Genomic DNA, 23710 nt, shown 5'->3' with positions numbered 1-23710 from the left:
CAGCAGGATCGAGCCGATCACCGCGAACGGCACGCTCTTCGCCGGATTGCGCGCCTCGCCCGCCAGGTTGACGGGACTCTGGAAGCCGTTGAACGCGAACACGATGCCGCTCGTCGCCACGGCCGTCAGCACCGCCGACCAGCCGTACGGCGCGAACGTGCCTGTGCCGCCCAACCCGTCGCCGAGGTTTTCCTTGTGAAAGCCGCTCATCATCAGGCCCAGAATCGTCAGGCCCGGAATGATGAACTTGAAGATCGTGATCGCCGTGTTGGCGCGCGCAAAGACCTTCACGCCCCAGTAGTTCAGCATGAAGTAGATGATCACCAGCACCGCCGAGAGCAGCAGCCCCGGCGCCGTCAGTTCGCCGTTGACGAACAGGTTGTGCGCCCACTCGTACGGCCACGTGCTCATGTACTGGATCGATGCCTCGGCCTCGATCGGAATCACCGACACGATCGCGATCCAGTTGGCCCACGCGCTGATGAAGCCCACCAGTGCGCCGTGCGAATAGCGCGCGTAGCGCACCATGCCGCCCGACTCGGGGAACATCGACCCCAGCTCCGCATACGTCAGCGCGATCGCGAGAATCACCACTGCGCCGATCACCCATGCGCAGATCGCGGCAGGACCTGCAATCTTGGCCGCCTTCCAGGCGCCGAACAGCCAGCCCGATCCGATGATCGAGCCGAGCCCCGTCAGCATCAGCGCGAATGGGCCGATATGCCGTTGAATAGAACTTTTCACGTCTTCTCCTGTGTCGACGGGATCAGGCGTTAGCGCCCGCTCCCGTCCCATGCAAGATGGTTACTAGCTGAAAGCACGCCGCTGCCGCGTGCCACGAGAGACGGCTAAAGGTCATCCAAAAGACTAGGGCATACGGCGGGCGGGCGCGAGTCCGGATTGCGGGTTATGCCAGGTGCAACCGGTCGCGCGCGGGGCGTAGTTTAACGGTTGCACCGCCCGATTGCAGTCAAAAACCGTATGCGCCCTACAAAAAATCAAGAACATAGCAAGCTTTGTAAGACAAGCCGTGCGGCGCGATATCCCCGTCCCGTATGAGGATTTAAAGATTGCGGTTGACCTTCTCTCGAAATGCCCGTATAAAGAACGGGCAGGATTTCAAGCGGCGAGTGAATTGGTCTTTCGTAGTTCGCCCATCAACGGTACTCCGGTTGGTCCCATTACCCTTCCTTGATTTTCATGCACCCTCGGGCTACGGCCTTTTTTTTGGCTTCGGCCTTGTTCACCATTTTTAGGAAAAAGTAATATGGAAACCGGTACCGTCAAGTGGTTCAACGACGCAAAGGGCTTTGGCTTCATCACGCCGGACGCCGGCGGTGAAGACCTGTTCGCGCATTTCTCGGAAATCCGCGTCGAAGGCTTCAAGACGCTGCAGGAAAACCAAAAGGTTACCTACGACGTCAAGACGGGCCCGAAGGGCAAGCAAGCCGCTAACATCAAGCCGGCCTAAGCTTCGCCTCCTTCTGGAACGCAAAAAACCCCGCCTCGGCGGGGTTTTTTGTTTATTGCCCGATGCGATTATCGGAGCGCGGTCTGAAATCTTTATCGGAATACCCGCCGCGCGTGAATGCCCAAACCAGTCGCCACACTGGCGAGCCGGTCGCCGAAAACGGGACGCGCATCGGGAAACGCCGCCGCCAGCGCGCCCGACAGAAACGCGAGGCCCGTCGATCCGCCCGTGAAGTACAACGCGTCGACGTCACGCGGCGCGACGCCCGCCCGCTGCACCGTTTCGCGCGCGGCCTGCATGATGCGCTGCGTCTCGTCCTTGCCAGCCGCAATCAGTTGCGCTTCGTCGAACGCAAGGCGCAAGTCCTCCTCGACGATCTCCAGATCGATCAGCGTCTCGCCGCCCGCTGCAACACCGATCTTCGCTTCCTCCGCGTGCGCCGCAAGCGCATGGCCAAAGCGCTGCTCGACGACGCGCATCAGCCGGTCGTGATGGCGCGTGTCCGAGTAAAGGTGCCGCATCAGCCCCAGTTCCGACACGCGCTTCGGCGTGTAAATCGTGTTGATCAGATGCCACGTCGCGAGGTCGAAATAGACGCGGTTCGGCACTTCGCGGCCCTCGGGATCGAGCGACTGATAGCCGAGCTCGCGCAGAATCGTCGCCAGTTCGACGCGTCGGTCGAAATCCGTTCCGGCGACGTGCACGCCGTGGTGCGCGAGCACATCGTCCTTGCGCTCCAGACGCTTCATCCGCTCCGGGCCGACGCGCACCAGCGAGAAGTCCGACGTGCCGCCGCCGATATCCGCGACCAGCACGATCCCCTCCTGTGTCAGATGCGCCTCGTAGTCGAACGCGGCCGCGATCGGTTCGTACTGGAAGTGAATCTCCTGCAGCCCGACCGAACGCGCCGCCGCTTCCAGCTGCTGTTGCGCGAGCAGATCGGCGCGGGGATCGTCGTCGACGAAAAAGACTGGGCGCCCGAGCACCGCGCGGCTGATCGGCGTGCCCGCCGCCTGCTCCGCGCAGCGCTTCAGATGCGTGACGAAGATCGCGATCACATCGGTGTACCTGATCGCGCTGCCATCGCCGAGATCGGTCGTGGTCTCGGCGAGCGGCGAGCCGAGAATGCTCTTCATCGAGCGCATCAGGCGGCCGTCGAAGCCGTCGATATACGCCTCAAGCGCCGCGCGGCCGTACTCGCGCGTGTTTTCGTCGGTGTTGAAGAAGACGGCGGTGGGCAGCGTCGTGTACGCGCCTTCGACGGGCGCCAGCTTCAACGCAGCCTGTTCAGCCGACGGGCCGCCGACCGGGACGGCAACTGCCGAGTTAGACGTGCCGAAGTCAATCGCGCAATAGGTCATGGCAGGAAACGCCGCTCGCGCTGGCGCGCACAGAAAGAGGACGGGCTTTGTAACATGAAAGCGGTGACACCATCAACCGACTGCAACCCCGACAGCAACCATTAGCGCACCGCTCACCTCGCCGGCGTCGCGGAACGCAATTTGCTCGACGAAGGGTCGCGCCACGCACGGATGAATCCGACAGGATACCCCGTCAGATTGCCGGCTTGCAGAACCTTCCGATCACTCGACGAATCACATTCGAACGTTCAGGAGACTTCAGGAGACTCGATGGAGCAATCCTCCGCCGCCACGATTCGCAGCGACTCGACGATCGTCGAGACCGATTTGCCATCGCGGCTCGACCGCTTGCCCTGGGGACGCTTTCATACGCTGATCGTCGTCGCGCTCGGCGTGACGTGGCTGCTCGACGGGCTGGAGGTGACGCTCGCGGGCTCGGTGGCGAGCGCGCTGAAGTCGAGCGCGGTGCTGCGCTTCTCGAACGCGGACGTCGGCCTCGCGGGCAGCGCATATATCGCCGGCGCGGTGCTGGGCGCGCTCGGCTTCGGCTGGCTGACGGACCGGCTCGGACGGCGCAAGCTGTTCTTCATCACGCTCGCGTTGTATCTGGCCGCCACGGCGGCGACGGCTTTTTCGTGGAATCTCGCGAGTTTTCTCGTCTTTCGCTTTCTGACGGGCGCGGGCATCGGCGGCGAATACACGGCGATCAATTCGACGATCCAGGAGTTCACGCCCGCCCGCGTGCGCGGCCACACCGATCTCGCGATCAACGGCACGTTCTGGATCGGCGCGGCGCTGGGCGCGTTCGGCTCGCTGGTTCTGCTCGACCCGCATCTGCTGCCCGGCGACTGGGGCTGGCGCGCGTGCTTTTTCATCGGCGCGGCGCTCGCGCTGGCGATTCTGCCGATGCGCGCCTGGATACCCGAAAGCCCGCGCTGGCTGCTGACTCACGGCGAAGAGAAGCATGCGCGCTCGATCGTCGAAGGGATCGAAACACGCTTTCGCGCGGCCAATCACACGCTCGCCGACGACGGTCTGAACCGCCTGCGTCTGCGGGCCCGCGACCGCACGACGCTGCGCGAGGTTTTCCACACGCTGTTCATGCTGCACCGGCGCCGCGCGCTGGTCGGGCTGTCGCTGATGACGGCGCAGGCGTTCTTCTACAACGCGATCTTCTTCACCTACGCGCTCGTGCTGACCGACTTCTATCACGTGCCGGGCGAACACATCGGCTGGTACATCCTGCCGTTCGCGTTCGGCAATTTCACGGGGCCGCTATTGATCGGCAGGCTGTTCGACGTGATCGGCCGCCGCAGGATGATCGCCGCGACGTACGCGCTGTCGGGAATCCTGCTGACCGTCAGCGGCTATATGTTCGAAAAGGAAATGCTCTCCGTGACGACGCAGACGATCTCGTGGATGGTGATTTTCTTTTTCGCTTCAGCGGCCGCGAGTTCGGCGTATCTGACCGTCAGCGAATCGTTCCCGCTCGAAATCCGCGCGCTCGCGATCGCGGTGTTCTATGCGTTCGGAACGGCGCTCGGCGGCATTGCGGGGCCCGCCTTCTTCGGCCGTCTGATCGACACGCACCAGCGCAGCGAAGTCTTTTCTGGCTATCTGGTCGGCTCGGCGCTGATGCTCGCCGCCGCGCTGATTGCCGCGATCTGGGGCGTCGACGCGGAACGTCGGTCGCTCGAAACCGTCGCGACGCCGCTGTCCGCCGTCGACAGCGAGTAATCGCACGCCCATGAAAAACGCGGCCATCGGGCCGCGTCTTTGTCATCGTGCGAAAGTGGCTCGCGGATCGCTCAGAACGCCTTGTTCCATGCGCCCGCATAGGCGACGTCGCCGAGCGGCAGACGCGCGCGCGCCGCCTTCTCGCGCTCACGCAGTACAGGATCGAGCTTGTCGACATCGCCGTAGTGCGCAAGCGAAATCATCGCGATCACTTCGACGTCGTCGGGCACCGCGAACGCCTTGCGAAATGCGTTCACGTCGAAGCCGCTCATCTGATGGGCTGCAAGTCCGAGCGCGTGCGCCTGCAAAACCAGCGACATCGCCGCAGCACCCGCGTCGTACGGCGCGCAGCGGTTCACGTCGCCCTTTGACGTCAGCGTGTGCGTCGTCACGCAGATCAACACCGGCGCATTGGCGTTCCACGCCTGATTGAACGGCACGAGCGTGTTGAATGCTTTCTTGAACGCCACTTCGTCCGTCGCGCGATCGAACACGACGAAACGCCACGGCTGCATGTTGTACGACGAAGGCGCCCAGCGCGCCGCTTCGAGCACCGCGCGCAGATGCTCGCGGCTCACCGGCTCGCTCGAATACGCGCGCGGGCTCCAGCGGCCGGCGATCAGTTCATGAATGGGAACGTCGGTGGGTGCGGGTTTGTTGGTCATGCGCATCTCTCGGTCGGAATTCATGAATGGCGGGCCGCAGCCCGAGGGCCCACTAGAATAACCGACGTGTCCCGATCCCGCTTCGCTCTTCGCGCGTCGCGCAGATGCAGATCGCGCGAGCGCATAAGCAAAGCGCGCCGCGGCTGTTGGGCTGCGACGCGCTGTGATGTGGCTCGAAACGCTTGCTTCTGCTTCGAAACCTGGCGCCCCAAAACGGGCGACTCGAAGCGGACGCCGCAACGCAAGCGTCAGACGGCGGCCTGGCTCGCCACGCGCCGTTCGCCGCGATTGATCCGCAGCACGATGATCGACGCGACGAGGCACAAGCCACCAGAGATCATCGACGCAACCGTGTACGTGCCGAGACTCGCGCGCAGCATGCCCGCGCCGAGCGCCGCGAACGCCGCGCCGAGCTGGTGCCCCGCGACGACCCAGCCGAACACGACGGGCGCCGACTCCTTGCCGTACACATCGGTGGCGAGGCGCACGGTCGGCGGAACGGTGGCGATCCAGTCGAGGCCGTAGAACACGGCAAAAAGCGGCAAGCCGAAGAAGTCGATCCCGAACGCGTGCGGCAGATAGATCAGCGACAGGCCGCGCAGCCCGTAGTACCAGAACAGCAGCACGCGGGCGTTGAAGCGGTCCGACAGCCAGCCCGACAGCGTCGTGCCGAACAGGTCGAAGATGCCCATCGCCGCGAGCAGCGATGCGCCCTGCACTTCCGTCATCCCGTAGTCGCCGCACATCGCGATCAGGTGCGTACCGACATAACCGTTCGTGCTCGCGCCGCAGATGAAGAAGCTGAAGAACAGCAGCCAGAAGTCGCGCGTCTTGCTTGCGGAGGCCAGCGTGCCGAACGCGATCGCAAGCGGGTTCTGCTTGCTCATGTCGGACCGGATGGGCGCGTCGGCGGGTGAGCCGTACGGACGCAGCGCCATGTCGGCGGGACGCTCCGGCAGTAGAAACGCGACGAGCGGCAGCACGACGGCCGCGGCCGCCGCGACCGTCCACACGACGGGCCGCCAGCCGTGATGCTGCGCGATCGCCGCGAGCAGCGGCAGGAACACGAGCTGGCCCGTCGCGGAGCTGGCCGTGAGAATGCCCATCACCAGACCGCGATGCGTCGTGAACCAGCGGTTGACGACCGTCGCCGACAGCGTCAGCGCCGCCACGCCCGTCGCGCCGCCGACCATCACGCCCCACACGAGGATCATCTGCCACGGATGTGTCATGAGCGACGACAAGCCGACGCCCGCCGCCATCGTGCCGAGCGCCGCCAGAATGGTCGGGCGCACGCCGAAGCGCTGCATCGCCGCAGCCGCGAACGGGCCCATCAGACCATACAGCGCGATATTCACCGAAATCGCCAGCGAGATCGTTGCGCGGCTCCAGCCGAAATCATGTTCGAGCGGCACCATCATCACGCTCGGCGTCGCGCGCGTGCCGGCCGCCGCGAGCAATACTAGAAAGACCACCGCCACGGCCAGCCAGCCGTAGTGGAAACGTCCACGTATCATTCTTGCTGCCCAGTTCATCGGTTCTCCAATGGGTTCGCCGTACTCGATGCATCGCGGCACGGATTCTTACCAACTTCGTAAAGGACTTGTGACCGGTCTGTCACAATCAGACTTGCGATGGTAGTTACCGATCGGTAACATGTCAAGACGTCTTACTCATGGATGACAAGACCATGTCCCATTCCGACACCACCAAACCCGCGCCGAGCCGCCGCACGCAGACGGCCGGTTCCGAAGCCCAGCAGCATCTGTTACGCGCCGCCGCCGACCTGTTCTACCGGGAAGGCGTGCGGGCGGTGGGCGTCGATGCCGTCGTCGAGCGCGCGGGCGTCAACAAGATGAGCTTGTATCGCCAGTTCTCGTCGAAGGACGATCTGGTGGTCGCGTATCTGGAACAGTCGGACCGGCGTTTCTTCAAACGCTTCGACGAGAGCATCGCGAAGCATCCCGGCGAGCCGAAAAAGCAGATCGCGCAGTATTTCGAGGACCTGTCGGGACGCGCGTCGAAAGACGACTATCGCGGCTGCCCGTTCGTCAATGTGTCGGCGGAATTTCCGGATCCCTCGCATCCGGCGCGATTATGCGTGCTGAACAACAAAACCAGGCTGATGCAGCGCTTGAACGAGCTTTGCGCCGCTGCGGGCGCGCGCGATCCGGGCGAACTCGCGAACGCGCTCGCGCTGCTGATCGAAGGCGTTTATGCATCGAGCCAGACGTATGGTCCGGGCTGCGGGCCGATCAAGGTCGCGCCGCTCGTAGCTGCGCAGCTTGTCGCACAGGCGTGCGGAGAGGCACCGGTAAAATAGCGGTTTGAGTTCCGCGGTTTGAACCCGCTTTGCCGCCCGCCTCACACCATGTCTTCAACGTCCGCCGAATCGCACGACACCAGCCACGACGCCATTCTCGACGCCACTCGCCACTGGCTGACACGGGCCGTCATCGGGCTAAATCTGTGTCCCTTCGCGAAAGCGGTGCACGTGAAGAACCAGATTCGCTACGCAATCAGCGAGGCGACGGACATGGAAGGCGTACTCGCCGATCTGGAAACGGAACTGCGCACGCTGGCGGAATCCGATCCCGCCGATATCGACACGACGCTGCTGATCATCCCGCGCGCGCTCGCCGATTTTCTCGAGTACAACGACTGCCTGTTCTTCGCGGACCGGATGCTGAAGCAGTTGCGGCTGGAAGGCACGCTGCAGATCGCGAGCTTTCACCCGCACTATCAATTCGAGGGCAGCGGCCCCGACGATATCGAGAACTACACGAACCGTTCGCCATGGCCGATCCTGCATCTGCTGCGTGAAGCGAGCATCGCGCGCGCGGTCGACGCCTTTCCGGACGCCGCCGACATCTACGAACGCAACGAGGAAACCATGCGACGCCTCGGCCCGGACGGCTGGCGCAAATGGATGAGCGAGCCCGCCAAAGACTGACGGGCTGACGCCCGCCGCATCTCAAGCCTCGACGTAGAAACGCTCGCGCAACTCGCCGATCCCGAGCGTCTCCATCACTTCATTGAGCCGTTCCGTCGGACGACGGCGCGGCAAGTCCTTATAGGTCGCGATGATGAGCTCGTTCTTCATCGAATGCTCCCAGCCGACCAGTTCCGTCACGTTGACCTGATAGCCGTGCGCTTCCAGCTGCAGGCAGCGCAGCACATTGGTGATCTGGCTACCGAACTCGCGCGTATGCAGCGGATGCCGCCAGATTTCTGTCAGCGCGTTGCCCAGCGATTTGCCCTTGTTCTTGCGCAGCACGCCCGCCACTTCCGCCTGGCAGCACGGCACGACGACGATGTACTTCGCGTGCTTTTCCAGCGCGAAGCGGATCGCGTCGTCGGTGGCCGTGTTGCACGCGTGCAAGGCCGTGACAATGTCGACGTTCGGCGGCAGTTTGTCTGAAGCGATCGACTCCGCTACGGAAAGATTCAGAAACGACATGCCCTTGAAGCCGAGTCGCGCGGCAAGCTCCTCGGACTTCGTGACCAGTTCCTCGCGCGTCTCAATGCCGTAAATGTGCGAGTTATCCCGCAGTTCCTTGACGAACAGGTCGTAGAGAATAAATCCAAGGTAGGACTTGCCCGCGCCGTGATCGACGAGGGTCAGTTCGCCCTTCGTCTCCTTCAAGTCCTGGAGCAGCGGCTCGATGAACTGGAACAGGTGATAAACCTGCTTGAGCTTGCGGCGGCTGTCCTGGTTCATCTTGCCGTCGCGCGTCAGGATATGGAGTTCTTTCAGCAGTTCGATCGACTGGTTTGGACGGATTTCGTAGGTTTTGCTGGACATCGAGTAAGCACGCCACCGATTGCATCGCGAACGTGCGTCAGGTGACGGAAAAAGGGAAAAGTGTCTGTCAGTTTACCCAAAGCGCGGTGGACGGTCCCGGTTCTTCCGCGTCGACGGCGATACCGCGCCACGCCAGGCACAGTTCGTGCAGCAAAGCAGCTGGCTCTGGACCTGCCGGGCGAACGTGTCGCGATGCAGGAATCGTCTGTCGCGGGCCCGACGCAAGCCATACGGTGCGCCTGAGGGCCGCGCGACGCATGACAAGAGACAAGAGACAAGAGACAAGAGACAAGCGACCGGCCGCTGCGGCGACAAAAGACTGCCGGTACGCGTGGGGAGGTCGAATGGCAACACGGTTCGAACGTTACGTAACCTGAAGTGCGTCGGGACTGCAATGAAGCGCGCTCAGATCTCATGAGGCGGCAAATGGATACGACACCCAACGGAAACGCCGAGCGCAAGTTCCAGGAGCTCATGGCGAAACTGCTGGCCACGCCCGAATGGACGGAGAAGCAGCAGCTGGAACTCGAAATGGCGCGCGACATCTCGGTCGAGATGTTGCACCTCGCGGAAGCCATGCGCGACGGCAGCGTCGATCTCGAGACGTGCCTGACGCTGCTCAAATACGCGAAAGTGCTGGACTTCGTGATGACGACACTGGCGTCGCGTCGCGACATCAAGCCTCAGACGCTGCGCGTGATCTTCAAACTCGCGGGACTCAAGGTCGACGAAGCCTATCCGGGCTGAGTCCGTCACCGGCTGCGCGGCCCGTCGCTCAGCCGCTTGTTTGTTGCCTGTTGCCGCTTGCGGCCTCACGTGCTTCTCGCCGGGTGGGCGCGGTGATCCGAACGCCGCGCCTGAGCCCACGCATACGTTATGCAGCGGCGGCGGGCCCGCCGAGCGGCGGTGTGCCATCGTGGAACATCGACTTCAATTGCTCGCGCAGTTCTGGCGTATCGCTGTGCTTGTGCGCCTGGACTGCGTGTCCGACGGCGGCTTCGAGCAGTTCGCTTTCCGAATCGGCGGATAGCGCGACTGTGCAGTTGATGTCGCTCGGGAATTCGCGGCAATCGATGTATTTGCGACCCATGACAGTCTCCTCAGACCAAAAACGTCGCGCGCAACACGTGCGCTGGCGCGGCCTCGCCGTATCGATGGGCGAAGCCGCGGGCAGCGGCGAATGCGAGAGTCGTGCGCGACAGGACGGCGCGGAGTGCGCCGGAACGGAAGGGATGTGAGAAAAGTATAGGTCGCGTGTGCCGTCGCGCGAGCCCGGTGCGGGTTTGCTGCGCGTTTCCCGCTGATTTGACGCGGATTTGCCGCCGGTTTGCTGCGCTTCAAGGCCGGTGGGACAATACCGGCCTTCACGCCGCGCGCTTTGCCCTCTTCCGCTTACTCCTTCACCGCCTCAAGCCGATGCCGAACTCGCCCGATCACGTCCAGGATCATGTCCGTGTTGCCGTTATCGGCGGCGGTCCAGCGGGGCTGATGGCCGCCGAAGCACTGGCGCGCGGCGGCGTGCGCGCCGATGTGTACGACGCGATGCCATCCGTGGGCCGCAAGTTTCTGATGGCGGGCAAAGGCGGCATGAACATCACGCACTCCGAGCCGATTGAGCCGTTTCTCGATCGCTACGGCAAGCGCCGCGCGGACATCGCACCGCTGCTCGACGCGTTCGGACCGCATGCGCTGCGCGCGTGGCTCGACGAGCTTGGCGTAGAGACGTTCGTCGGCAGTTCGGGACGCGTGTTTCCGGTCGACATGAAAGCCGCGCCAATGCTGCGCGCGTGGCTGCATCGGCTGAGGGAATCGGGCGTGCGCTTTCATATGCGGCACAAGTGGACCGGCTGGTCGTCTTCGTCCGATGACGCGCACAGCCTGCGCTTCGCGACACCAGCAGGCGAGCTAAACATCGCTGCCGACGCTGTGGTGCTCGCACTGGGCGGTGGCAGTTGGGCGCGCCTCGGCTCCGATGCCGCATGGGTCGCGCTGATGAAAGAGCGCGATGTGCCCGTCGCGCCGCTGCTGCCCGCGAACTGCGGCTTCGACGCCGACTGGAGCGACTACTTCCGCGAGCGCTACGCGGGCCAGCCGGTGAAGCCGGTGTCGATCAGCGTCGACGGCGTGGACGGCGTTGTCCAGCATCGACAAGGTGAGTTCGTCGTGACGTCGACGGGAATCGAAGGGAGTCTCGTGTACGCGCTTTCATCAACGATTCGCGACCGCCTGCTCGCCGAAGGCGACGCGACGATACGGCTCGATCTCGCGCCTGGCTTGACGGCGCAGCGCGTGATTGACGAAGTGACACGGCCGCGCGGCTCGCGCTCGATGTCGAGTCATCTGCATAGCCGCATCGGCATTGCGGGTGTGAAGCTCGGCTTGCTGCACGAATGCCTGTCGAAAGAAGATTTCGCCGATGCTGCAAAGCTTGCTCACGCGATCAAGTCGCTGCCGCTGCGGCTTGCAGCCCCTCGCCCGATCGACGAAGCGATCAGCAGCGCGGGCGGCGTGCCGTTCGAAGCGCTCGATCGCGCGCTGATGGTTAAACAGTTGCCCGGCATGTTCTGCGCGGGCGAGATGCTCGACTGGGAAGCGCCCACGGGCGGCTATCTGTTGACGGCCTGTTTCGCCAGCGGCCTCGTCGCGGGGCGCGGCGCGCTGGAATACGTCGAGGCGTCGAAGCGCTGAGCCTTGGCTCGCTTTTGCCTGTTTTGCGCCGCTTGCTCCCGCTTGCGCAATCAGCGCTTCATTTCGCCTTGAGCCGCCACAGCGATGTGACTTCGGCGACGCGCGCCGTATGCAGCGGGTCGGTTGCGTCCGTCGCCTTCGGATGACGCGGCTTGATGTCCTCGCGCCCAGCGACGGTGAGACCCGCGTTGTCGATTGCGGCCAGTAGCCAGTCGCGCGCGCGCATGCCGAGATGCTCCGCGAAATCGGACAGAATCAGCCAGCCTTCGCCTCCCGGTTCGAGATGATCGGCGAGTCCGTTCAGAAAACCGAGCAGCATCCGATTCTCGTAGTCGTACACAGCGTTCTCGATCGGCGATGCGGGACGCGCCGGCACCCACGGCGGATTGCAGACGACGAGTGGCGCGCGTCCTTCCGGAAACAGATCGGCTGCGATGATTTCGACCTGCCTCTCGTAACCGAGACGCGTCAGATTTTCTTTCGCGCATGCCAGCGCACGAGGGTCCTGATCGGTCGCGACGATACGCTTGACGCCGCGCTTCGCGAGAACCGCCGACAGCACGCCCGTGCCCACGCCGATATCGAACGCCTTTTCGAGCGACGGCAACGGCGTACGTGCAACGAGATCCACATACTCGCCGCGCACCGGCGAGAACACGCCGTAGTGCGGGTGGATACGTTCCTGAAGCGCGGGAATCTCGACGCCTTTCTTGCGCCATTCGTGCGCGCCGATCAGGCCAAGCAGTTCGCGCAACGAAACGATGGACGGTTCGTGCGTCGGCGGTCCGTAGACTTCCTCGCACGCCTCTTGAACACTGGGCGCGCGGCGCAACGGGATCGTGTAGTCGCCTTCGAGCGGAATCAGCAGCATGCCGAGCGTACGTGCGCGCTGCGCCTGTGCTTGCCGGTGGAGATTGAACGCATCGAGTGGACTGGCGGCCTGCTTGCGAGGCTTGCGTTCGAGCCGGCGAGTCATCGCCTGCAGCAGTTGGCGCGCGTTCTGGAAATCGCCGCGCCACAGCAGCGCGGTGCCTTCGCAGGCGAGTCGGTAGGCAGCATCGGCCGTAGTGCGATCGTCGGCGATCACGACGCGCTTGGCGGGCGGAACCGCGGCTTCCGAGCGCCAACGCGCGGAGTGCGGGCCGTCGGCTTCGGGCCAGCTCAACGTGGGGAAATCGGTCATAGAGGTGATTTGTGGCGCGGGAGGCGACGCAAGCACTTGTGCGCCGCGGGCTCTCGTTTCGATCCCCGTATTGTATTGAACGTTCCGGCGAAGCCGCGTGCTTTCGCCGTCGATGTCGCGACCACTCGTGCAGCACTGCGAATACAAACGGTTCACGCGATCGACCGAAAGCCGAGGCGCGCGAGATCAGCGCAACAGCGGCACCAGTCTGGCGCGCCATGTCAGCGCCGTCAGTTCGAGTCAGCTGCGCTGTCCGAGGGTCACAGTTCGCTGGCCGGCCGGCAGCGCGAATTCGATGAATGGGGCTGTCCGTCTCCGGATGGACGGTGCTGGAGCCGATCGTCGCATACGTTCCAGCATCGATGTCGAGAACCGACCGGCCGCAGCCCGCAACGGTTGGGCACGTCGCGGGCAGTTGCCGCAGGTGCCATGTCAGCCAATGGGCCGTTGCCGGGCGAAACGCGGCCGGCAAATATTCGCCGGGTTGCGGCAAGTTGCGGGGAGCGATCGGTCTGTAGGGATCCGGAAACAGAAAAGGGGTTGCAGATGAAATGTCTGCAACCCCTTGGTCATACTGGTGCCGGCTGCAGGACTCGAACCCGCCACCTGATGATTACAAATCAACTGCTCTACCAGATGAGCTAAGCCGGCACAAGACCGCGATTCTACTTCATTTCACGACTTTGAGGTGGCCTCTTCCGCCGCCTTTCGTTCCATCGTCGTCGGGACGCGGTTCTTCATCGGTTTCGCTGATTTTTTCCGCTGCCGCAGTCGCTTCCGGCTCGTCGGCGATCACGGTTTCGTCGTCCTCGGAATCCGTCGCCTCGCCGCCTGCCGATTCGACCGGGAATGCCATACCCTGCCCATTCTCCCGCGCGTAGATGGCGAGCACGTTCGCGACAGGCACCTCGATCTTGTGCGACTTGCCCGAAAAGCGCGCGTGGAACTCGATCCACTCGTTGCCCATCTGCAGTTGGCTCGTCGCCTCGAAGCTGATGTTCAACACGATCTCATTGTCGCGCACGAACTGGCGCGGCACGCGCGTCTGGTTATCGACGCGCACCGCGATATGCGGCGTATAGCCGTTATCGGTACACCACTCGTACAGCGCGCGCAGCAGGTACGGCTTCGTGGAAATCTCTTGCATCAACTGTCCTCGTGCCGGGCAGACGCGTGAACCGAACAGGCGCCACGCGCCCCACCCGAAGCCAATCTCAAACTCAGCGGCGCATCACCTTTTCCGACGGCGTCAGCGCTTCGATATAGGCCGGACGGCTGAAAATACGCTCGGCGTACTTCATCAGCGGCGCGGCGTTCTTCGACAGTTCGATGCCGTAGTGATCCAGACGCCACAGCAGCGGCGCGATCGCGACGTCGAGCATCGAGAACTCTTCACCGAGCATGTACTTGTTCTTCAGGAAGATCGGCGCGAGTTGCGTCAGGCGGTCGCGGATCGCGAGGCGCGCCTTCTCGTGATTCTTCTCTGCAGCCTTGCCCTTCTCGTTTTCGAGCGTGCCGACGTGGACGAACAATTCCTTCTCGAAGTTCAGCAAGAACAGGCGCGCGCGGGCACGCTGGACGGGGTCCGCGGGCATCAGTTGCGGATGCGGGAAGCGCTCGTCGATATACTCGTTGATGATGTTCGATTCATAAAGGATCAGGTCCCGTTCGACGAGAATCGGCACCTGACCATACGGATTCATCACGGCGATGTCTTCCGGTTTGTTGAACAGGTCGACGTCGCGGATTTCGAAGTCCATGCCCTTTTCGAACAACACCAGCCGGCAGCGCTGGGAGAACGGGCAAGTAGTGCCGGAATACAGAACCATCATGTTTGCGTTTCCTCAAAAAACTTAAAGGGCCAGCGAGCGGGAAAACCGTCCTGCAGGTCTTCCCTTGCGCCGGCCCCACACCCGTCACGGTGTGACTATTTGATATCTTTCCAGTACGCGGCGTTCAGTCGCCAGGCGAAAAAGCTCAGAACGCCGAGGAACAGCAGCACCCACACGCCAAGCTGACGGCGGGTTTTCTGCGTCGGTTCGGACATCCATGAAAGGTACGACACGAGGTCGGCCACAGCAGAATCATAATCCACCGGTGACATCGTCCCCGGCGTCACCTGCTGGAAGCCCACGAATTTCTTGACTTTTTCCTTTGTCTCTTCGTCGACTTCGTCTTCGAACTTCGCCGTACGTTGCCCCTGAAGCTGCCACAGCACATGAGGCATGCTCACGTTTTCGTACACCATATTGTTCCAGCCTGTCGGCCGTGTGTCATCGCGGTAGAAACCGCGCAAATACGTGTACAGCCAGTCACGGCTCTTTGCGCGCGCTTCCACGGACAAATCCGGCGGCATCGCGCCGAGCCACGCTTTCGCATCGTCGGGGCGCATTGCGACCGTCATCGTATTGCCGACTTTATCTGTCGTGAACAAAAGGTTCTTTTCAATTTCCTTCTGTGAAATGCCGATATCCTGCAATCGGCTGTATCGCATCAGGTTCGCGCTGTGGCAATTCAGGCAGTAGTTTACAAACAACTGGGCGCCGTGCTGCAACGAGGCGATATTTTCGGTGTTGTCGGGCGCGCGGTCGAGCGGGAATTCATCCGCGCGAACGGGTGCCGTGGACAGAGCCAGCACCGTGGCGCCGAGCAGCGCGAGCGTCGAAAGCAGTTTTTTCATCTTCGTTTTCTCCTGGCTCGCGGTTAGTGGGGTTTGAACCGCACTCGTTCGGGCGGCTGCTTGAACTTGCCAAGCGGCGTCCAGAACGGCATGCCAAGGAAGAACGCGAAGTAGATCAGCGCACAAATCTGCGCGATCAGCGTCGCGGCGGGCGACGGCGGCTTCGTTCCGAGGAACGCCAGCGTCAGGAAGGCCAGCACGAAGATCGCGTAAAACACCTTGTGGAAGAATGGCCGGTAACGGATCGACTTCACAGGCGACCGGTCGAGCCACGGCAGGAAGAACAGCGACACCACCGCGCTGCCCATCACCACCACGCCCCAGAACTTCGATTCGGTGAACGCCATCGCCAGGATCACGAGGACTGCGAGCACGGGCAGACCGAGCTTCCACTTGCCGCGCGCCCGCACCAGCGCGAACAGGCCCAGCAGGCCGATCACGATCATCAGCACGATCTTGAACGGATCGGTCGTCGCGCGCAGCATCGCGTAGAACGCGGTGAAGTACCAGACGGGGGCGATTTCGGGCGGCGTCTGCAGCGGGTTCGCCGGAATGAAGTTGTTCGCTTCCAGGAAGTAGCCGCCCATCTCCGGCGCGAAGAAGATGATCGCCGCGAACACCATCAGGAAGATGCACACGCCCATGAAGTCGTGCACCGAGTAGTACGGATGAAACGGAATGCCGTCGAGCGGAATGCCGTTCGAATCCTTCTTCGCCTTGATCTCGATGCCGTCCGGGTTGTTCGACCCCACTTCATGCAGCGCGACGATGTGCGCAACAACGAGCAGCAGCAGCACCAGCGGAATCGCGATCACGTGAAACGCGAAGAAGCGGTTCAGCGTGACGTCCGACACGACGTAATCGCCGCGAATCCACAGCGACAGATCCGGACCGATGAACGGAATCGCCGAGAACAGGTTAACGATAACCTGCGCGCCCCAGTACGACATCTGGCCCCACGGCAGAAGGTAGCCGAAGAACGCTTCCGCCATCAGACACAGGAAGATCGCACAGCCGAAGATCCACACGAGCTCGCGCGGCTTGCGATACGAGCCGTACAGCAGCCCGCGGAACATGTGCAGATATACGACGACGAAGAACATCGAGGCGCCCGTCGAGTGCATGTAGCGGATCAGCCAGCCCCACGGCACTTCCCGCATGATGTACTCGACCGATGCGAATGCTGTCATCGAGTCGGGCTTGTAGTTCATCGTCAGGAAGATGCCGGTGACGATCTGATTGACCAGCACCAGCAGCGCGAGCGAGCCGAAGAAGTACCAGAAATTGAAGTTCTTCGGTGCGTAGTACTCGGAGACGTGCGCTTTCCACGTCGACGTCATCGGAAAACGGCGATCGATCCAGCCCGTCAGCCCCGTCGCCGTTCCCACCTCTTTTTCGGTTGTCGCCATTACGCTTCTCCTTTCTCGTCCTTGCCGATCACGAGCGTGGTGCCGGTGATCATGTAAGGCGGGATATCGAGGTTTTGCGGCGCAGGTTTGTTCTTGAAGACGCGGCCGGCCATGTCATAGGTCGAGCCGTGGCACGGGCAGAGGAAGCCGCCGGGCCAGTTGTCGGGCAGATTCGGCTGCGCGCCCTCCTGAAAGCGGGGCGTCGGCGTGCAGCCCAGGTGCGTGCAGACCGCGACGGCAACGAAAAGATTCTTGTGATCGGCCCGCGAGCGGAACTCGTTCTTGCAGTAGTCTGGCTCGGGCAGCGAAAAAGGGTTCTTGGTTTCGGGGTCTGCGACTTCTTTGTCGGCCTTCTGGACATCGGCCAGCATCTTGTCGGTGCGGTTGATGATCCAGACGGGCTTCCCGCGCCATGCGACGGTCATCATGTCGCCGGGCTTCAGGTTGGAAATATCGACTTCGACGGGAGCTCCCGCCGCCTTGGCCTTTTCGGATGGTGCAAACGAACTAACAAAGGGTACGACGGTGGCGACTCCTCCGATGCCACCTGCTACGGTCGTCGCAATCAGCCAGCTACGGCGGCTGCCATCGACGCGTTCATCTTCCTTGTCTCGCATCACACGCCCCACTTCTGAGTTGGATTTTTCCTTCACGTCGGCTCTACCGCCGCTAGTTTGCTCGAATGGAGTCGGCATTTACAAGGGCCGATTGCCAAAAACCGTGCGAAGTCATTGATAAATCAGGGTTTTCCCGCACGGATCGCAAACATTTTTGCGGCCTTTATTAAGCATTTCCTCCGTTTTTAAAGCCTTTTTGTCGCGTAATCGGACGGCTATTAGACCGGATTATGAATATCGATAAAGAGGTGTTCGATCTCGAACTGTTCGGACAGATGCGCGCCGAGCGCCTGCACGCCGTAGCGCTCGGTCGCGTGGTGGCCGGCGGCGAGAAACGCGACGCCGCTTTCCGCCGACATATGCGTGATCGGCTCGGAAATCTCGCCCGTCAGATAGACGTCCGCGCCCGCTTCGATCGCGGCCTCGAAATAGCCTTGCGCGGCGCCCGTGCACCATGCGACACGCCGTAATTCCTGGTCGGGATCGCCGAGCACCAATGGAGCCCGAGCAAGCGTATGCTCAACTTGTGCGGCAAAGTGAGCAAGCGTGATCGGCATCGGCAGCGTGGTCATCCAGCCGATGTCGTTCTCGCCGAAGCGCGATTCACCGATCAGTCCGAGCTTCGCGCCCAGTTGCGCGTTGTTGCCGTAGACGGGGTGATCGTCGAGTGGCAAATGGAAGGCAAACAGATTCAGATCGTTGGCGATCAGCGCCTTGAGCCGCTGGTATTTCCGGCCGGTGATCTGCGGCGGCTCGTTGCGCCAGAAGTAGCCGTGATGGACCAGCACGGCATCGGCGCCCCACTCCAGCGCGGCCTCCAGAAAGGCCAGCGACGCGGTCACACCTGTCGCAATCTTGTCGATCTTGCGCCGCCCTTCGACCTGCAGGCCGTTCGGGCAATAGTCCTTGAAGCGCGAAGTTTCAAGGAGGTTGTTCAAGTACAATTCGAGTTCGATCCGATCCATATATCCCTCTAATTTTTCAGATGCTCAGACGCTTTTGGCTGTTCTTCGCCCAGGCGGTGACCGTGCTGCTGGCGCTGATGTTCATCATTGCGACCCTGAAACCGCAATGGCTGCAACGTCAAGGGCAGTTCGGCAAGCAACTGGCCGAGCCGATCGTCGCGCTGCGAGAGGTAGCACCCGGGATCGGCAACGGCGGCGCTGTGCAAAATTCCTATGCCGACGCGGCGCAAAAGGCGATGCCCGCCGTCGTCAACGTCTTTTCCAGCAAGGACGGATCGCTTCCGCCCGATGCGCGCGCCAAAGACCCTCTCTTTCGCTACTTCTTCGGCGACCGGAACCGCAAGCAGCAAGAGCAACCCGCAGCCAACCTGGGCTCGGGAGTGATCGTGAGTTCGGAAGGTTACATTCTAACGAACCAGCACGTCGTGGACGGCGCGGATCAGATCGAAATCGCACTCGCCGACGGCCGTACGACGGACGCGAAGGTGATCGGCGTCGATCCCGAAACCGATCTCGCCGTCCTCAAGGTCAACATGACCAATCTGCCGACCATCACGCTCGGCCGCATGGACCAGACGCGCGTGGGCGATGTCGTGCTCGCGATCGGCAATCCATTCGGCGTCGGGCAGACGGTGACGATGGGCATCGTCAGCGCGCTCGGCCGCAATCACCTTGGCATCAACACGTTCGAAAACTTCATCCAGACCGACGCGCCGATCAATCCCGGCAACTCGGGCGGCGCGCTCGTCGACGTGAACGGCAATCTGCTCGGCATCAACACGGCCATTTACTCGCGTTCGGGCGGCTCGCTCGGCATCGGTTTCGCCATTCCTGTGTCGACGGCACGCAGCGTGCTGGAGAGCATCATCACGACGGGCACCGTGACGCGCGGCTGGATCGGCGTCGAGCCACAGGACGTGACGCCTGAGATCGCCGAATCGTTCGGGCTTGACCAGAAGTCGGGCGCGATCGTCGCGGGCGTGCTGAAAGGCGGCCCCGCCGACAAGGCAGGCATCAAGCCCGGCGATATCCTGGTATCCGTCAACGGCCAGGACATCACCGATACGACGCGCCTGCTGAACGTCATCGCGCAGATCAAGCCGGGTACGGGGGCGAAAGTGCACCTGGTGCGCAAGAACAAGGAAATGGATTTGACGGTGATGATCGGCAAGCGCCCGCCACCGCCTAAGCAGCCGTCCGACGAAGGCGACGATCAGGGCGACGATGGCGGCTAAATTTTGCTGGCCTGCTGAACCGAAACCACGAGGCGCGGCGATATGACGCACCCCGAACGCGGGAAGCCGGCGGCAACGCAAAGAAAAAGGGCAGTCTCCGATGGAGAACTGCCCTTTTTCCTGTCCGCTCGTTTTGTCCGCTTACTGTGTACCGTTTTTCTGCGTCAACTGCCGCGCAGCCCAGGAACCTTCGCCAGTACGACCGGCCGGGCCGTCAGCTCGCCGCCTTCTCTTCGTTCTCCGTGGTCACCGGCTTGCTCACGAAGAGCCGCGCCGCGATGATCCCCGCTTCGTAAAGCACGATCAGCGGAATTGCGAGAATCAGCTGCGAAAACACGTCCGGCGGCGTCACGACAGCCGACACGACGAACGCGCCGACGATCACATACGGCCGGATCTCCTTGAGCTTCTTCACCGTCAGCACGCCCATCCGGACGAGCAGCACGACGACGATCGGCACTTCGAACGTCACGCCGAAGGCGATGAACATCGTCAGCACGAAGCTCAGATAGTTGTCGATGTCCGTTGTCATTTCCGCGCCGAGCGGCGCGTTGTAATGCGCCATCACGCGAAAGATGGTCGGAAACACCACGAAGTACGCGAACGCCATCCCGCACAGAAACAGCGTGTAGCTGCTGCCGACGAGCGGCCCGACCAGCTTCTTCTCATGCTGATAGAGACCGGGCGCGACGAACGCCCATATCTGATACAGCACGAACGGCAGCGCGATCACGAAGGCGACGAGCATCGTCACCTTCATCGGCACGAAGAACGAGCCGGTGACGTCGGTGACGATCATCTTGCCGTCCTTCGGCAGATTGGTCATGAGCGGACGGGCAAGCAGCCGGAAGATATCCGGCGCCCAATACACGAGCCCGACGAACACGACGATCACCGAAATGCCGGCGCGAATGATGCGATCGCGCAGCTCGACGAGATGCGAGATGAAGGTCTCTTCAGCGCCTTCGTTCTGATTTTGGGGGTCGCTCACACCGGCCCTCGGTTGGAGATTGATGCGCGAGACATCGGAAGATCAGAAGAAGCGTGTCGGCCGGCGCAGACTGACGGGCGTATGCCGCGCAACGCGCGCCGCCCCCGATTGGACACGCGTGCGCCGCAACGTGGCGCGTTTGTACCAGTTCGGCGTGGCTGTCTGCTTGACGCGCCAGTTCTTGCGTTTGGCAGCGGACACGCTGTTGCTGCGCCAGGACGTACCATCCGCTGCGACGGAAGAATCCGCTGCGGCCGACGCCTCGCTTTCCGCCGCGCCGCCTGCAATGCTCGGCGACACCGACGTGCCCTGCGCCCACGCTTCGTTCAGTTCGGCTTCGTGCTTGCGCAGATTCTCGTGAATCGTCGACTGGACGTTTTGCGCCGCCGATTCGAATTCCGTCTTCATGCGGCGCAATTCGTCGAGTTCGATTTCGCGCGTGACTTCGGCCTTCACATCGTTGATATAGCGCTGCGCGCGACCGAACAGCGCGCCGGCCGTGCGCGCAACGCGCGGCAGACGCTCCGGCCCGAGCACGACCAGCGCGACAACGCCGATCAACGCCATCTTGGTCAAACCGAGGTCCAGCATGGATTGGGCTTCCCGTCAGTGCGCGCCTCGTCAGCGCAAGCGTGCGGCTTGCGCCGGATTAGCGGGAATCGCCGGAATGCGGCGCCTTTTCCTTTGCGTCGACATCGACGGTGTTCGAGCGCGACAGCTGGTCACGCTGCTGCGCCTCGGGCGATTCGCTTTCCTTCATTCCTTCCTTGAAGCCCTTCACCGCGCCGCCCAGATCGCTGCCGATATTGCGCAGCTTCTTGGTGCCGAACACCAGTGCGACGATCAGCAGAACGATCAGCCAATGCCAAATGCTCAATGAACCCATGAAAAATCTCCTTAACCCCCGCCGTCGTGCCTGGCGACGGCAATCGTGTGCCTTGCGGCGTGAATCGAAGCGCGGCCTTTCGAATGCGCCCCGTGTGTAAAGCCTGCCGACCAGGCGAAATTCGTGTCGGCGCCCATTAGCCTGGACCCTTGCTCATTATGAGCATGTCTGCGGGTCGCTGTCGTTACATCCCTACATAGAACAGCGACTTCGGGTTTCGCCATTGTGCGCAGTCAAAATGCCTGGGCGGCGAATTAATGCGGTCTGGGTCAGCGCCGAACGTATGGCAGCACAAGCGCCTACATGCGGCCCTCGCTCAGCCCATCCGCAGCCAAGGGCGCGGCCCCGCCAGCAAATGAGCATGCAGATGGTAGACCTCCTGCCCGCCGCCCGGCCCCGTGTTGATGACCGTGCGGAAGCCCGTCTGGCCGCCCTTGTATGCGACGCCGAGCTGTTCAGCGAGACGTGCAACCAATATCAACATTTTACCAAGCAGAGCGGCATCGCCTTCGGTGCAATTCGACAGCGTCTCGATGTGCTTGCGCGGTATGACGAGCACATGCGTCTCAGCGGCGGGGCGGATGTCACGGAACGCGACAAACTCGTCATCTTCGTGGACTTTCGTCGACGGGACCTCACCCGCGGCGATCTTGCAGAAAAGGCAGTTCGGATCGTGGCTCATGGTCTCGATGGACGCCGAACGCAGCGCGCGCCGCATTCGGCGATTGTCAGAACCAGCTGCGCGGATTCGTCAGCGGCTTGTTGTCGTACAGGAACAGCCAGCCTTTGATGATACGGTACAACGTCCATATCGCGACAGCCCACAGAATCGGCACGCCGATCAGCACGATAAAGAGCGCGACGCCGATCAGATGCCCCAGCAGGCCCATCCAGAACGTGCGGATCTGCCAGTCGAAGTGCGCTTCGTACGGCGTGCCGATTGTCTCCGGCCGCTTGATGTAGTTGAGGATGATCGCGATCAGCACCGAGATCCCGCCCGTCAGCCAGTAGACGGCGTAGAGCGCATAGATGATATGCGTCAGCGTGCGCAGGCTGCGCTGCCGGTCGATTTCGATTGCGCTCTGATACGACGGTGGCGGATATCCGCCCTGCGACTGTTCCATGTATGCGTCCTCCTCGAGGGTGCGACTGGATACTGTTGCTGTGCCAGTGCTGCGTCGCCTTGTCTCGTCGATTCCGAACCCGAGCCTGCCGTTTCTTAAATCGGACGGGCTCAGTCGCCGTTGCGCTCGCGTTCGCGGCTCTTGCGCAAGGCCTTTTCCTCGATGCCCGAGAGGCCTTCGCGACGCTCCAGCTCGGCGAGCACGTCGGCGGGATTCAGATCGAAGTGCGACAACATCACGAGGCAGTGAAACCACAAGTCGGCCACTTCGCCGACGAGCGCCTTGCGTTCCGCGCCGAGGCGCACGTCCTTCGCGGCGAGCACGACTTCCGTGGCTTCTTCGCCGATCTTCTTCAGCACCGCGTCGTCGCCCTTATGGAAAAGGCGCGACACATAAGAAACGTCGGGATCACCACCCTTGCGGCTTTCGATGACGGCGGCAAGGCGCTGAAGCGTGTCGTCCGTCGATTGAGAATTTTGCGTCATTTGTAGATATGTTCGGGGTCTTTCAGCACGGGATCGATGGCAACCCAGTTGCCGGAATCGGCCGAGCCTTCGAATTTCTGGAAAAAGCACGAATGCCGGCCGGTATGGCACGCAATGCCCGATACCTGCTCGACCTTCAGCAGCACGACGTCTTCGTCGCAGTCGAGACGCACCTCGCGCACGTGCTGCACGTGGCCCGACTCTTCGCCCTTGAACCACAGGCGCTGCCGGGAGCGCGAAAAATAGACGGCGCGGCCCGTCTCGATCGTCTTCGACAGCGCTTCGCGGTTCATCCACGCGAACATCAGCACGTCGTTCGTCGACGCTTCCTGCGCGATCACCGGCACGAGGCCGTTCGCGTCCCACTTCACCTTGTCGAGCCAGCTGACTTCAGACGGATTGACCACG

The 23710-nt window shown here is 62.3% G+C and carries 27 protein-coding genes and 1 tRNA gene; 7 read left to right on the top strand and 21 right to left on the bottom strand.

All coding sequences use genetic code 11. The features are described 5' to 3' along the window. Nucleotides 1-744 (bottom strand): APC family permease (locus BMW76_RS30055; protein ID WP_143062353.1); only part of this gene is annotated, 744 nt, incomplete at its 3' end. A 523-nt stretch (nucleotides 745-1267) separates the two neighbouring features. Between BMW76_RS30055 and BMW76_RS30050 the strand changes: the two genes are divergently transcribed. Beyond that, nucleotides 1268-1471 (top strand): cold-shock protein, encoded by a 204-nt coding sequence (locus BMW76_RS30050; RefSeq protein ID WP_012402098.1) that lies wholly within the window; start codon nucleotides 1268-1270, stop codon nucleotides 1469-1471. A gap of 92 nt (nucleotides 1472-1563) precedes the next feature. Here the strand turns inward: BMW76_RS30050 and BMW76_RS30045 are convergent, their stop codons facing one another. Further along, nucleotides 1564-2832: an Hsp70 family protein gene (locus BMW76_RS30045; RefSeq protein WP_090871843.1), complete on the bottom strand. Its 1269-nt coding sequence runs from the start codon at nucleotides 2830-2832 to the stop codon at nucleotides 1564-1566. A gap of 270 nt (nucleotides 2833-3102) precedes the next feature. Here BMW76_RS30045 and BMW76_RS30040 point away from each other — a divergent pair, with 270 nt between their 5' ends. After that, a complete protein-coding gene (locus BMW76_RS30040) occupies nucleotides 3103-4569 on the top strand; it encodes an MFS transporter (protein WP_090871841.1) in 1467 nt (488 codons plus the stop codon). Between the two features lie 71 nt (nucleotides 4570-4640). On the opposite strand, the gene BMW76_RS30035 is transcribed toward BMW76_RS30040, so the two are convergent. Together BMW76_RS30035 and BMW76_RS30030 are read right to left on the bottom strand one after the other, a co-directional pair. After that, nucleotides 4641-5234, bottom strand: a complete 594-nt coding sequence (locus tag BMW76_RS30035) for a nitroreductase family protein (protein ID WP_090871851.1) — start codon at nucleotides 5232-5234, stop codon at nucleotides 4641-4643. Between the two features lie 248 nt (nucleotides 5235-5482). Continuing rightward, nucleotides 5483-6769: an MFS transporter gene (locus BMW76_RS30030; protein ID WP_090871839.1), complete on the bottom strand. Its 1287-nt coding sequence runs from the start codon at nucleotides 6767-6769 to the stop codon at nucleotides 5483-5485. A gap of 155 nt (nucleotides 6770-6924) precedes the next feature. Here BMW76_RS30030 and BMW76_RS30025 point away from each other — a divergent pair, with 155 nt between their 5' ends. Next, nucleotides 6925-7557 (top strand): TetR/AcrR family transcriptional regulator, encoded by a 633-nt coding sequence (locus BMW76_RS30025; protein ID WP_090871837.1) that lies wholly within the window; start codon nucleotides 6925-6927, stop codon nucleotides 7555-7557. A gap of 48 nt (nucleotides 7558-7605) precedes the next feature. Beyond that, on the top strand, nucleotides 7606-8187 hold the full coding sequence (locus BMW76_RS30020; protein ID WP_090871835.1) for a DUF1415 domain-containing protein: 582 nt from the start codon (nucleotides 7606-7608) through the stop codon (nucleotides 8185-8187). Nucleotides 8188-8208: 21 nt separating this feature from the next. Here the strand turns inward: BMW76_RS30020 and BMW76_RS30015 are convergent, their stop codons facing one another. Then, nucleotides 8209-9039, bottom strand: coding sequence for a class I SAM-dependent methyltransferase (locus BMW76_RS30015; protein ID WP_090871833.1), 831 nt, complete (start codon nucleotides 9037-9039; stop codon nucleotides 8209-8211). 426 nt (nucleotides 9040-9465) lie between these two features. Here BMW76_RS30015 and BMW76_RS30010 point away from each other — a divergent pair, with 426 nt between their 5' ends. Continuing rightward, on the top strand, nucleotides 9466-9786 hold the full coding sequence (locus tag BMW76_RS30010; RefSeq protein WP_087736351.1) for a type II toxin-antitoxin system HicA family toxin: 321 nt from the start codon (nucleotides 9466-9468) through the stop codon (nucleotides 9784-9786). 127 nt (nucleotides 9787-9913) lie between these two features. On the opposite strand, the gene BMW76_RS30005 is transcribed toward BMW76_RS30010, so the two are convergent. Beyond that, a complete protein-coding gene (locus tag BMW76_RS30005) occupies nucleotides 9914-10129 on the bottom strand; it encodes a DUF1059 domain-containing protein (RefSeq protein WP_090871832.1) in 216 nt (71 codons plus the stop codon). 326 nt (nucleotides 10130-10455) lie between these two features. On the opposite strand from BMW76_RS30005, the gene BMW76_RS30000 reads away from it, so the two are divergent. After that, nucleotides 10456-11727 (top strand): TIGR03862 family flavoprotein, encoded by a 1272-nt coding sequence (locus tag BMW76_RS30000; RefSeq protein ID WP_090871830.1) that lies wholly within the window; start codon nucleotides 10456-10458, stop codon nucleotides 11725-11727. A 58-nt stretch (nucleotides 11728-11785) separates the two neighbouring features. On the opposite strand, the gene BMW76_RS29995 is transcribed toward BMW76_RS30000, so the two are convergent. From BMW76_RS29995 to BMW76_RS29960, 8 genes are all read right to left on the bottom strand, one after another. Continuing rightward, nucleotides 11786-12910: a methyltransferase gene (locus BMW76_RS29995; RefSeq protein WP_090871828.1), complete on the bottom strand. Its 1125-nt coding sequence runs from the start codon at nucleotides 12908-12910 to the stop codon at nucleotides 11786-11788. A gap of 575 nt (nucleotides 12911-13485) precedes the next feature. Continuing rightward, nucleotides 13486-13561 (bottom strand) — tRNA-Thr (locus BMW76_RS29990). Nucleotides 13562-13580: 19 nt separating this feature from the next. Further along, on the bottom strand, nucleotides 13581-14057 hold the full coding sequence (locus BMW76_RS29985) for a ClpXP protease specificity-enhancing factor (protein ID WP_090871824.1): 477 nt from the start codon (nucleotides 14055-14057) through the stop codon (nucleotides 13581-13583). 73 nt (nucleotides 14058-14130) lie between these two features. Further along, on the bottom strand, nucleotides 14131-14742 hold the full coding sequence (locus BMW76_RS29980) for a glutathione S-transferase N-terminal domain-containing protein (RefSeq protein ID WP_006052302.1): 612 nt from the start codon (nucleotides 14740-14742) through the stop codon (nucleotides 14131-14133). A gap of 95 nt (nucleotides 14743-14837) precedes the next feature. Beyond that, entirely contained in the window at nucleotides 14838-15590 is a 753-nt protein-coding gene (locus tag BMW76_RS29975; protein WP_090871823.1) for a cytochrome c1, read from the bottom strand. Nucleotides 15591-15613: 23 nt separating this feature from the next. Beyond that, nucleotides 15614-16999: a cytochrome b gene (locus BMW76_RS29970; protein ID WP_090871821.1), complete on the bottom strand. Its 1386-nt coding sequence runs from the start codon at nucleotides 16997-16999 to the stop codon at nucleotides 15614-15616. After that, nucleotides 16999-17616: a ubiquinol-cytochrome c reductase iron-sulfur subunit gene (gene petA, locus BMW76_RS29965; RefSeq protein WP_090871819.1), complete on the bottom strand. Its 618-nt coding sequence runs from the start codon at nucleotides 17614-17616 to the stop codon at nucleotides 16999-17001. The genes BMW76_RS29970 and petA overlap by 1 nt, the downstream gene beginning before the upstream one ends. A gap of 218 nt (nucleotides 17617-17834) precedes the next feature. Beyond that, entirely contained in the window at nucleotides 17835-18581 is a 747-nt protein-coding gene (locus BMW76_RS29960) for a Nif3-like dinuclear metal center hexameric protein (RefSeq protein ID WP_090871818.1), read from the bottom strand. Nucleotides 18582-18601: 20 nt separating this feature from the next. On the opposite strand from BMW76_RS29960, the gene BMW76_RS29955 reads away from it, so the two are divergent. Then, nucleotides 18602-19816 carry a Do family serine endopeptidase gene (locus BMW76_RS29955; protein ID WP_090871816.1) on the top strand — a complete coding sequence of 405 codons (1215 nt, stop codon included), beginning with the start codon at nucleotides 18602-18604 and terminating at the stop codon, nucleotides 19814-19816. A 214-nt stretch (nucleotides 19817-20030) separates the two neighbouring features. Here BMW76_RS29955 and tatC read toward each other — a convergent pair whose 3' ends face one another. The 7 genes from tatC to hisI all read right to left on the bottom strand — a co-directional run bounded on the left by tatC (nucleotide 20031) and on the right by hisI (nucleotide 23709). Further along, nucleotides 20031-20807 carry a twin-arginine translocase subunit TatC gene (gene tatC / locus BMW76_RS29950; RefSeq protein WP_090871814.1) on the bottom strand — a complete coding sequence of 259 codons (777 nt, stop codon included), beginning with the start codon at nucleotides 20805-20807 and terminating at the stop codon, nucleotides 20031-20033. A 42-nt stretch (nucleotides 20808-20849) separates the two neighbouring features. Then, the gene (gene tatB / locus BMW76_RS29945) at nucleotides 20850-21398 is read right to left on the bottom strand and encodes a Sec-independent protein translocase protein TatB (protein ID WP_090871812.1); all 549 of its coding nucleotides are present in this window, start codon (nucleotides 21396-21398) and stop codon (nucleotides 20850-20852) included. 58 nt (nucleotides 21399-21456) lie between these two features. Continuing rightward, nucleotides 21457-21693, bottom strand: coding sequence for a Sec-independent protein translocase subunit TatA (gene tatA, locus BMW76_RS29940; protein ID WP_087736360.1), 237 nt, complete (start codon nucleotides 21691-21693; stop codon nucleotides 21457-21459). A gap of 316 nt (nucleotides 21694-22009) precedes the next feature. Continuing rightward, nucleotides 22010-22375 carry a histidine triad nucleotide-binding protein gene (locus tag BMW76_RS29935; protein ID WP_090871849.1) on the bottom strand — a complete coding sequence of 122 codons (366 nt, stop codon included), beginning with the start codon at nucleotides 22373-22375 and terminating at the stop codon, nucleotides 22010-22012. A gap of 46 nt (nucleotides 22376-22421) precedes the next feature. Next, nucleotides 22422-22817, bottom strand: coding sequence for a DUF4870 family protein (locus tag BMW76_RS29930; RefSeq protein WP_090871810.1), 396 nt, complete (start codon nucleotides 22815-22817; stop codon nucleotides 22422-22424). A gap of 110 nt (nucleotides 22818-22927) precedes the next feature. Then, nucleotides 22928-23302 carry a phosphoribosyl-ATP diphosphatase gene (locus BMW76_RS29925; protein WP_090871809.1) on the bottom strand — a complete coding sequence of 125 codons (375 nt, stop codon included), beginning with the start codon at nucleotides 23300-23302 and terminating at the stop codon, nucleotides 22928-22930. Beyond that, on the bottom strand, nucleotides 23299-23709 hold the full coding sequence (gene hisI / locus BMW76_RS29920; protein WP_090871807.1) for a phosphoribosyl-AMP cyclohydrolase: 411 nt from the start codon (nucleotides 23707-23709) through the stop codon (nucleotides 23299-23301). The genes BMW76_RS29925 and hisI overlap by 4 nt, the downstream gene beginning before the upstream one ends. Between the last annotated feature and the right edge of the window lies 1 nt (nucleotide 23710).

Source organism: Paraburkholderia diazotrophica (assembly GCF_900108945.1).
Lineage (GTDB): Bacteria > Pseudomonadota > Gammaproteobacteria > Burkholderiales > Burkholderiaceae > Paraburkholderia > Paraburkholderia diazotrophica.
This window is presented reverse-complemented; position numbering and strand designations above follow the sequence as displayed.

Excerpts from the sequence above, each read along its gene's own strand:
- BMW76_RS30050 (WP_012402098.1), top strand. The coding sequence starts at position 1,268 with ATGGAAACCGGTACCGTCAAGTGGTTCAACGACGCAAAGGGCTTTGGC.
- BMW76_RS29955 (WP_090871816.1), top strand. The coding sequence starts at position 18,602 with ATGCTCAGACGCTTTTGGCTGTTCTTCGCCCAGGCGGTGACCGTGCTG.
- BMW76_RS29925 (WP_090871809.1), bottom strand. The coding sequence starts at position 23,302 with ATGACGCAAAATTCTCAATCGACGGACGACACGCTTCAGCGCCTTGCC.
- BMW76_RS30035 (WP_090871851.1), bottom strand. The coding sequence starts at position 5,234 with ATGACCAACAAACCCGCACCCACCGACGTTCCCATTCATGAACTGATC.
- BMW76_RS29985 (WP_090871824.1), bottom strand. The coding sequence starts at position 14,057 with ATGCAAGAGATTTCCACGAAGCCGTACCTGCTGCGCGCGCTGTACGAG.
- BMW76_RS30025 (WP_090871837.1), top strand. The coding sequence starts at position 6,925 with ATGTCCCATTCCGACACCACCAAACCCGCGCCGAGCCGCCGCACGCAG.
- BMW76_RS29995 (WP_090871828.1), bottom strand. The coding sequence starts at position 12,910 with ATGACCGATTTCCCCACGTTGAGCTGGCCCGAAGCCGACGGCCCGCAC.
- BMW76_RS30000 (WP_090871830.1), top strand. The coding sequence starts at position 10,456 with ATGCCGAACTCGCCCGATCACGTCCAGGATCATGTCCGTGTTGCCGTT.
- BMW76_RS30020 (WP_090871835.1), top strand. The coding sequence starts at position 7,606 with ATGTCTTCAACGTCCGCCGAATCGCACGACACCAGCCACGACGCCATT.
- BMW76_RS30010 (WP_087736351.1), top strand. The coding sequence starts at position 9,466 with ATGGATACGACACCCAACGGAAACGCCGAGCGCAAGTTCCAGGAGCTC.
- BMW76_RS29960 (WP_090871818.1), bottom strand. The coding sequence starts at position 18,581 with ATGGATCGGATCGAACTCGAATTGTACTTGAACAACCTCCTTGAAACT.
- tatA (WP_087736360.1), bottom strand. The coding sequence starts at position 21,693 with ATGGGTTCATTGAGCATTTGGCATTGGCTGATCGTTCTGCTGATCGTC.
- BMW76_RS29935 (WP_090871849.1), bottom strand. The coding sequence starts at position 22,375 with ATGAGCCACGATCCGAACTGCCTTTTCTGCAAGATCGCCGCGGGTGAG.
- BMW76_RS30040 (WP_090871841.1), top strand. The coding sequence starts at position 3,103 with ATGGAGCAATCCTCCGCCGCCACGATTCGCAGCGACTCGACGATCGTC.
- BMW76_RS30045 (WP_090871843.1), bottom strand. The coding sequence starts at position 2,832 with ATGACCTATTGCGCGATTGACTTCGGCACGTCTAACTCGGCAGTTGCC.
- BMW76_RS29970 (WP_090871821.1), bottom strand. The coding sequence starts at position 16,999 with ATGGCGACAACCGAAAAAGAGGTGGGAACGGCGACGGGGCTGACGGGC.
- BMW76_RS30005 (WP_090871832.1), bottom strand. The coding sequence starts at position 10,129 with ATGGGTCGCAAATACATCGATTGCCGCGAATTCCCGAGCGACATCAAC.
- BMW76_RS30015 (WP_090871833.1), bottom strand. The coding sequence starts at position 9,039 with ATGTCCAGCAAAACCTACGAAATCCGTCCAAACCAGTCGATCGAACTG.
- BMW76_RS29980 (WP_006052302.1), bottom strand. The coding sequence starts at position 14,742 with ATGATGGTTCTGTATTCCGGCACTACTTGCCCGTTCTCCCAGCGCTGC.
- BMW76_RS29930 (WP_090871810.1), bottom strand. The coding sequence starts at position 22,817 with ATGGAACAGTCGCAGGGCGGATATCCGCCACCGTCGTATCAGAGCGCA.
- tatB (WP_090871812.1), bottom strand. The coding sequence starts at position 21,398 with ATGCTGGACCTCGGTTTGACCAAGATGGCGTTGATCGGCGTTGTCGCG.
- petA (WP_090871819.1), bottom strand. The coding sequence starts at position 17,616 with ATGCGAGACAAGGAAGATGAACGCGTCGATGGCAGCCGCCGTAGCTGG.
- BMW76_RS29975 (WP_090871823.1), bottom strand. The coding sequence starts at position 15,590 with ATGAAAAAACTGCTTTCGACGCTCGCGCTGCTCGGCGCCACGGTGCTG.
- BMW76_RS30030 (WP_090871839.1), bottom strand. The coding sequence starts at position 6,769 with ATGAACTGGGCAGCAAGAATGATACGTGGACGTTTCCACTACGGCTGG.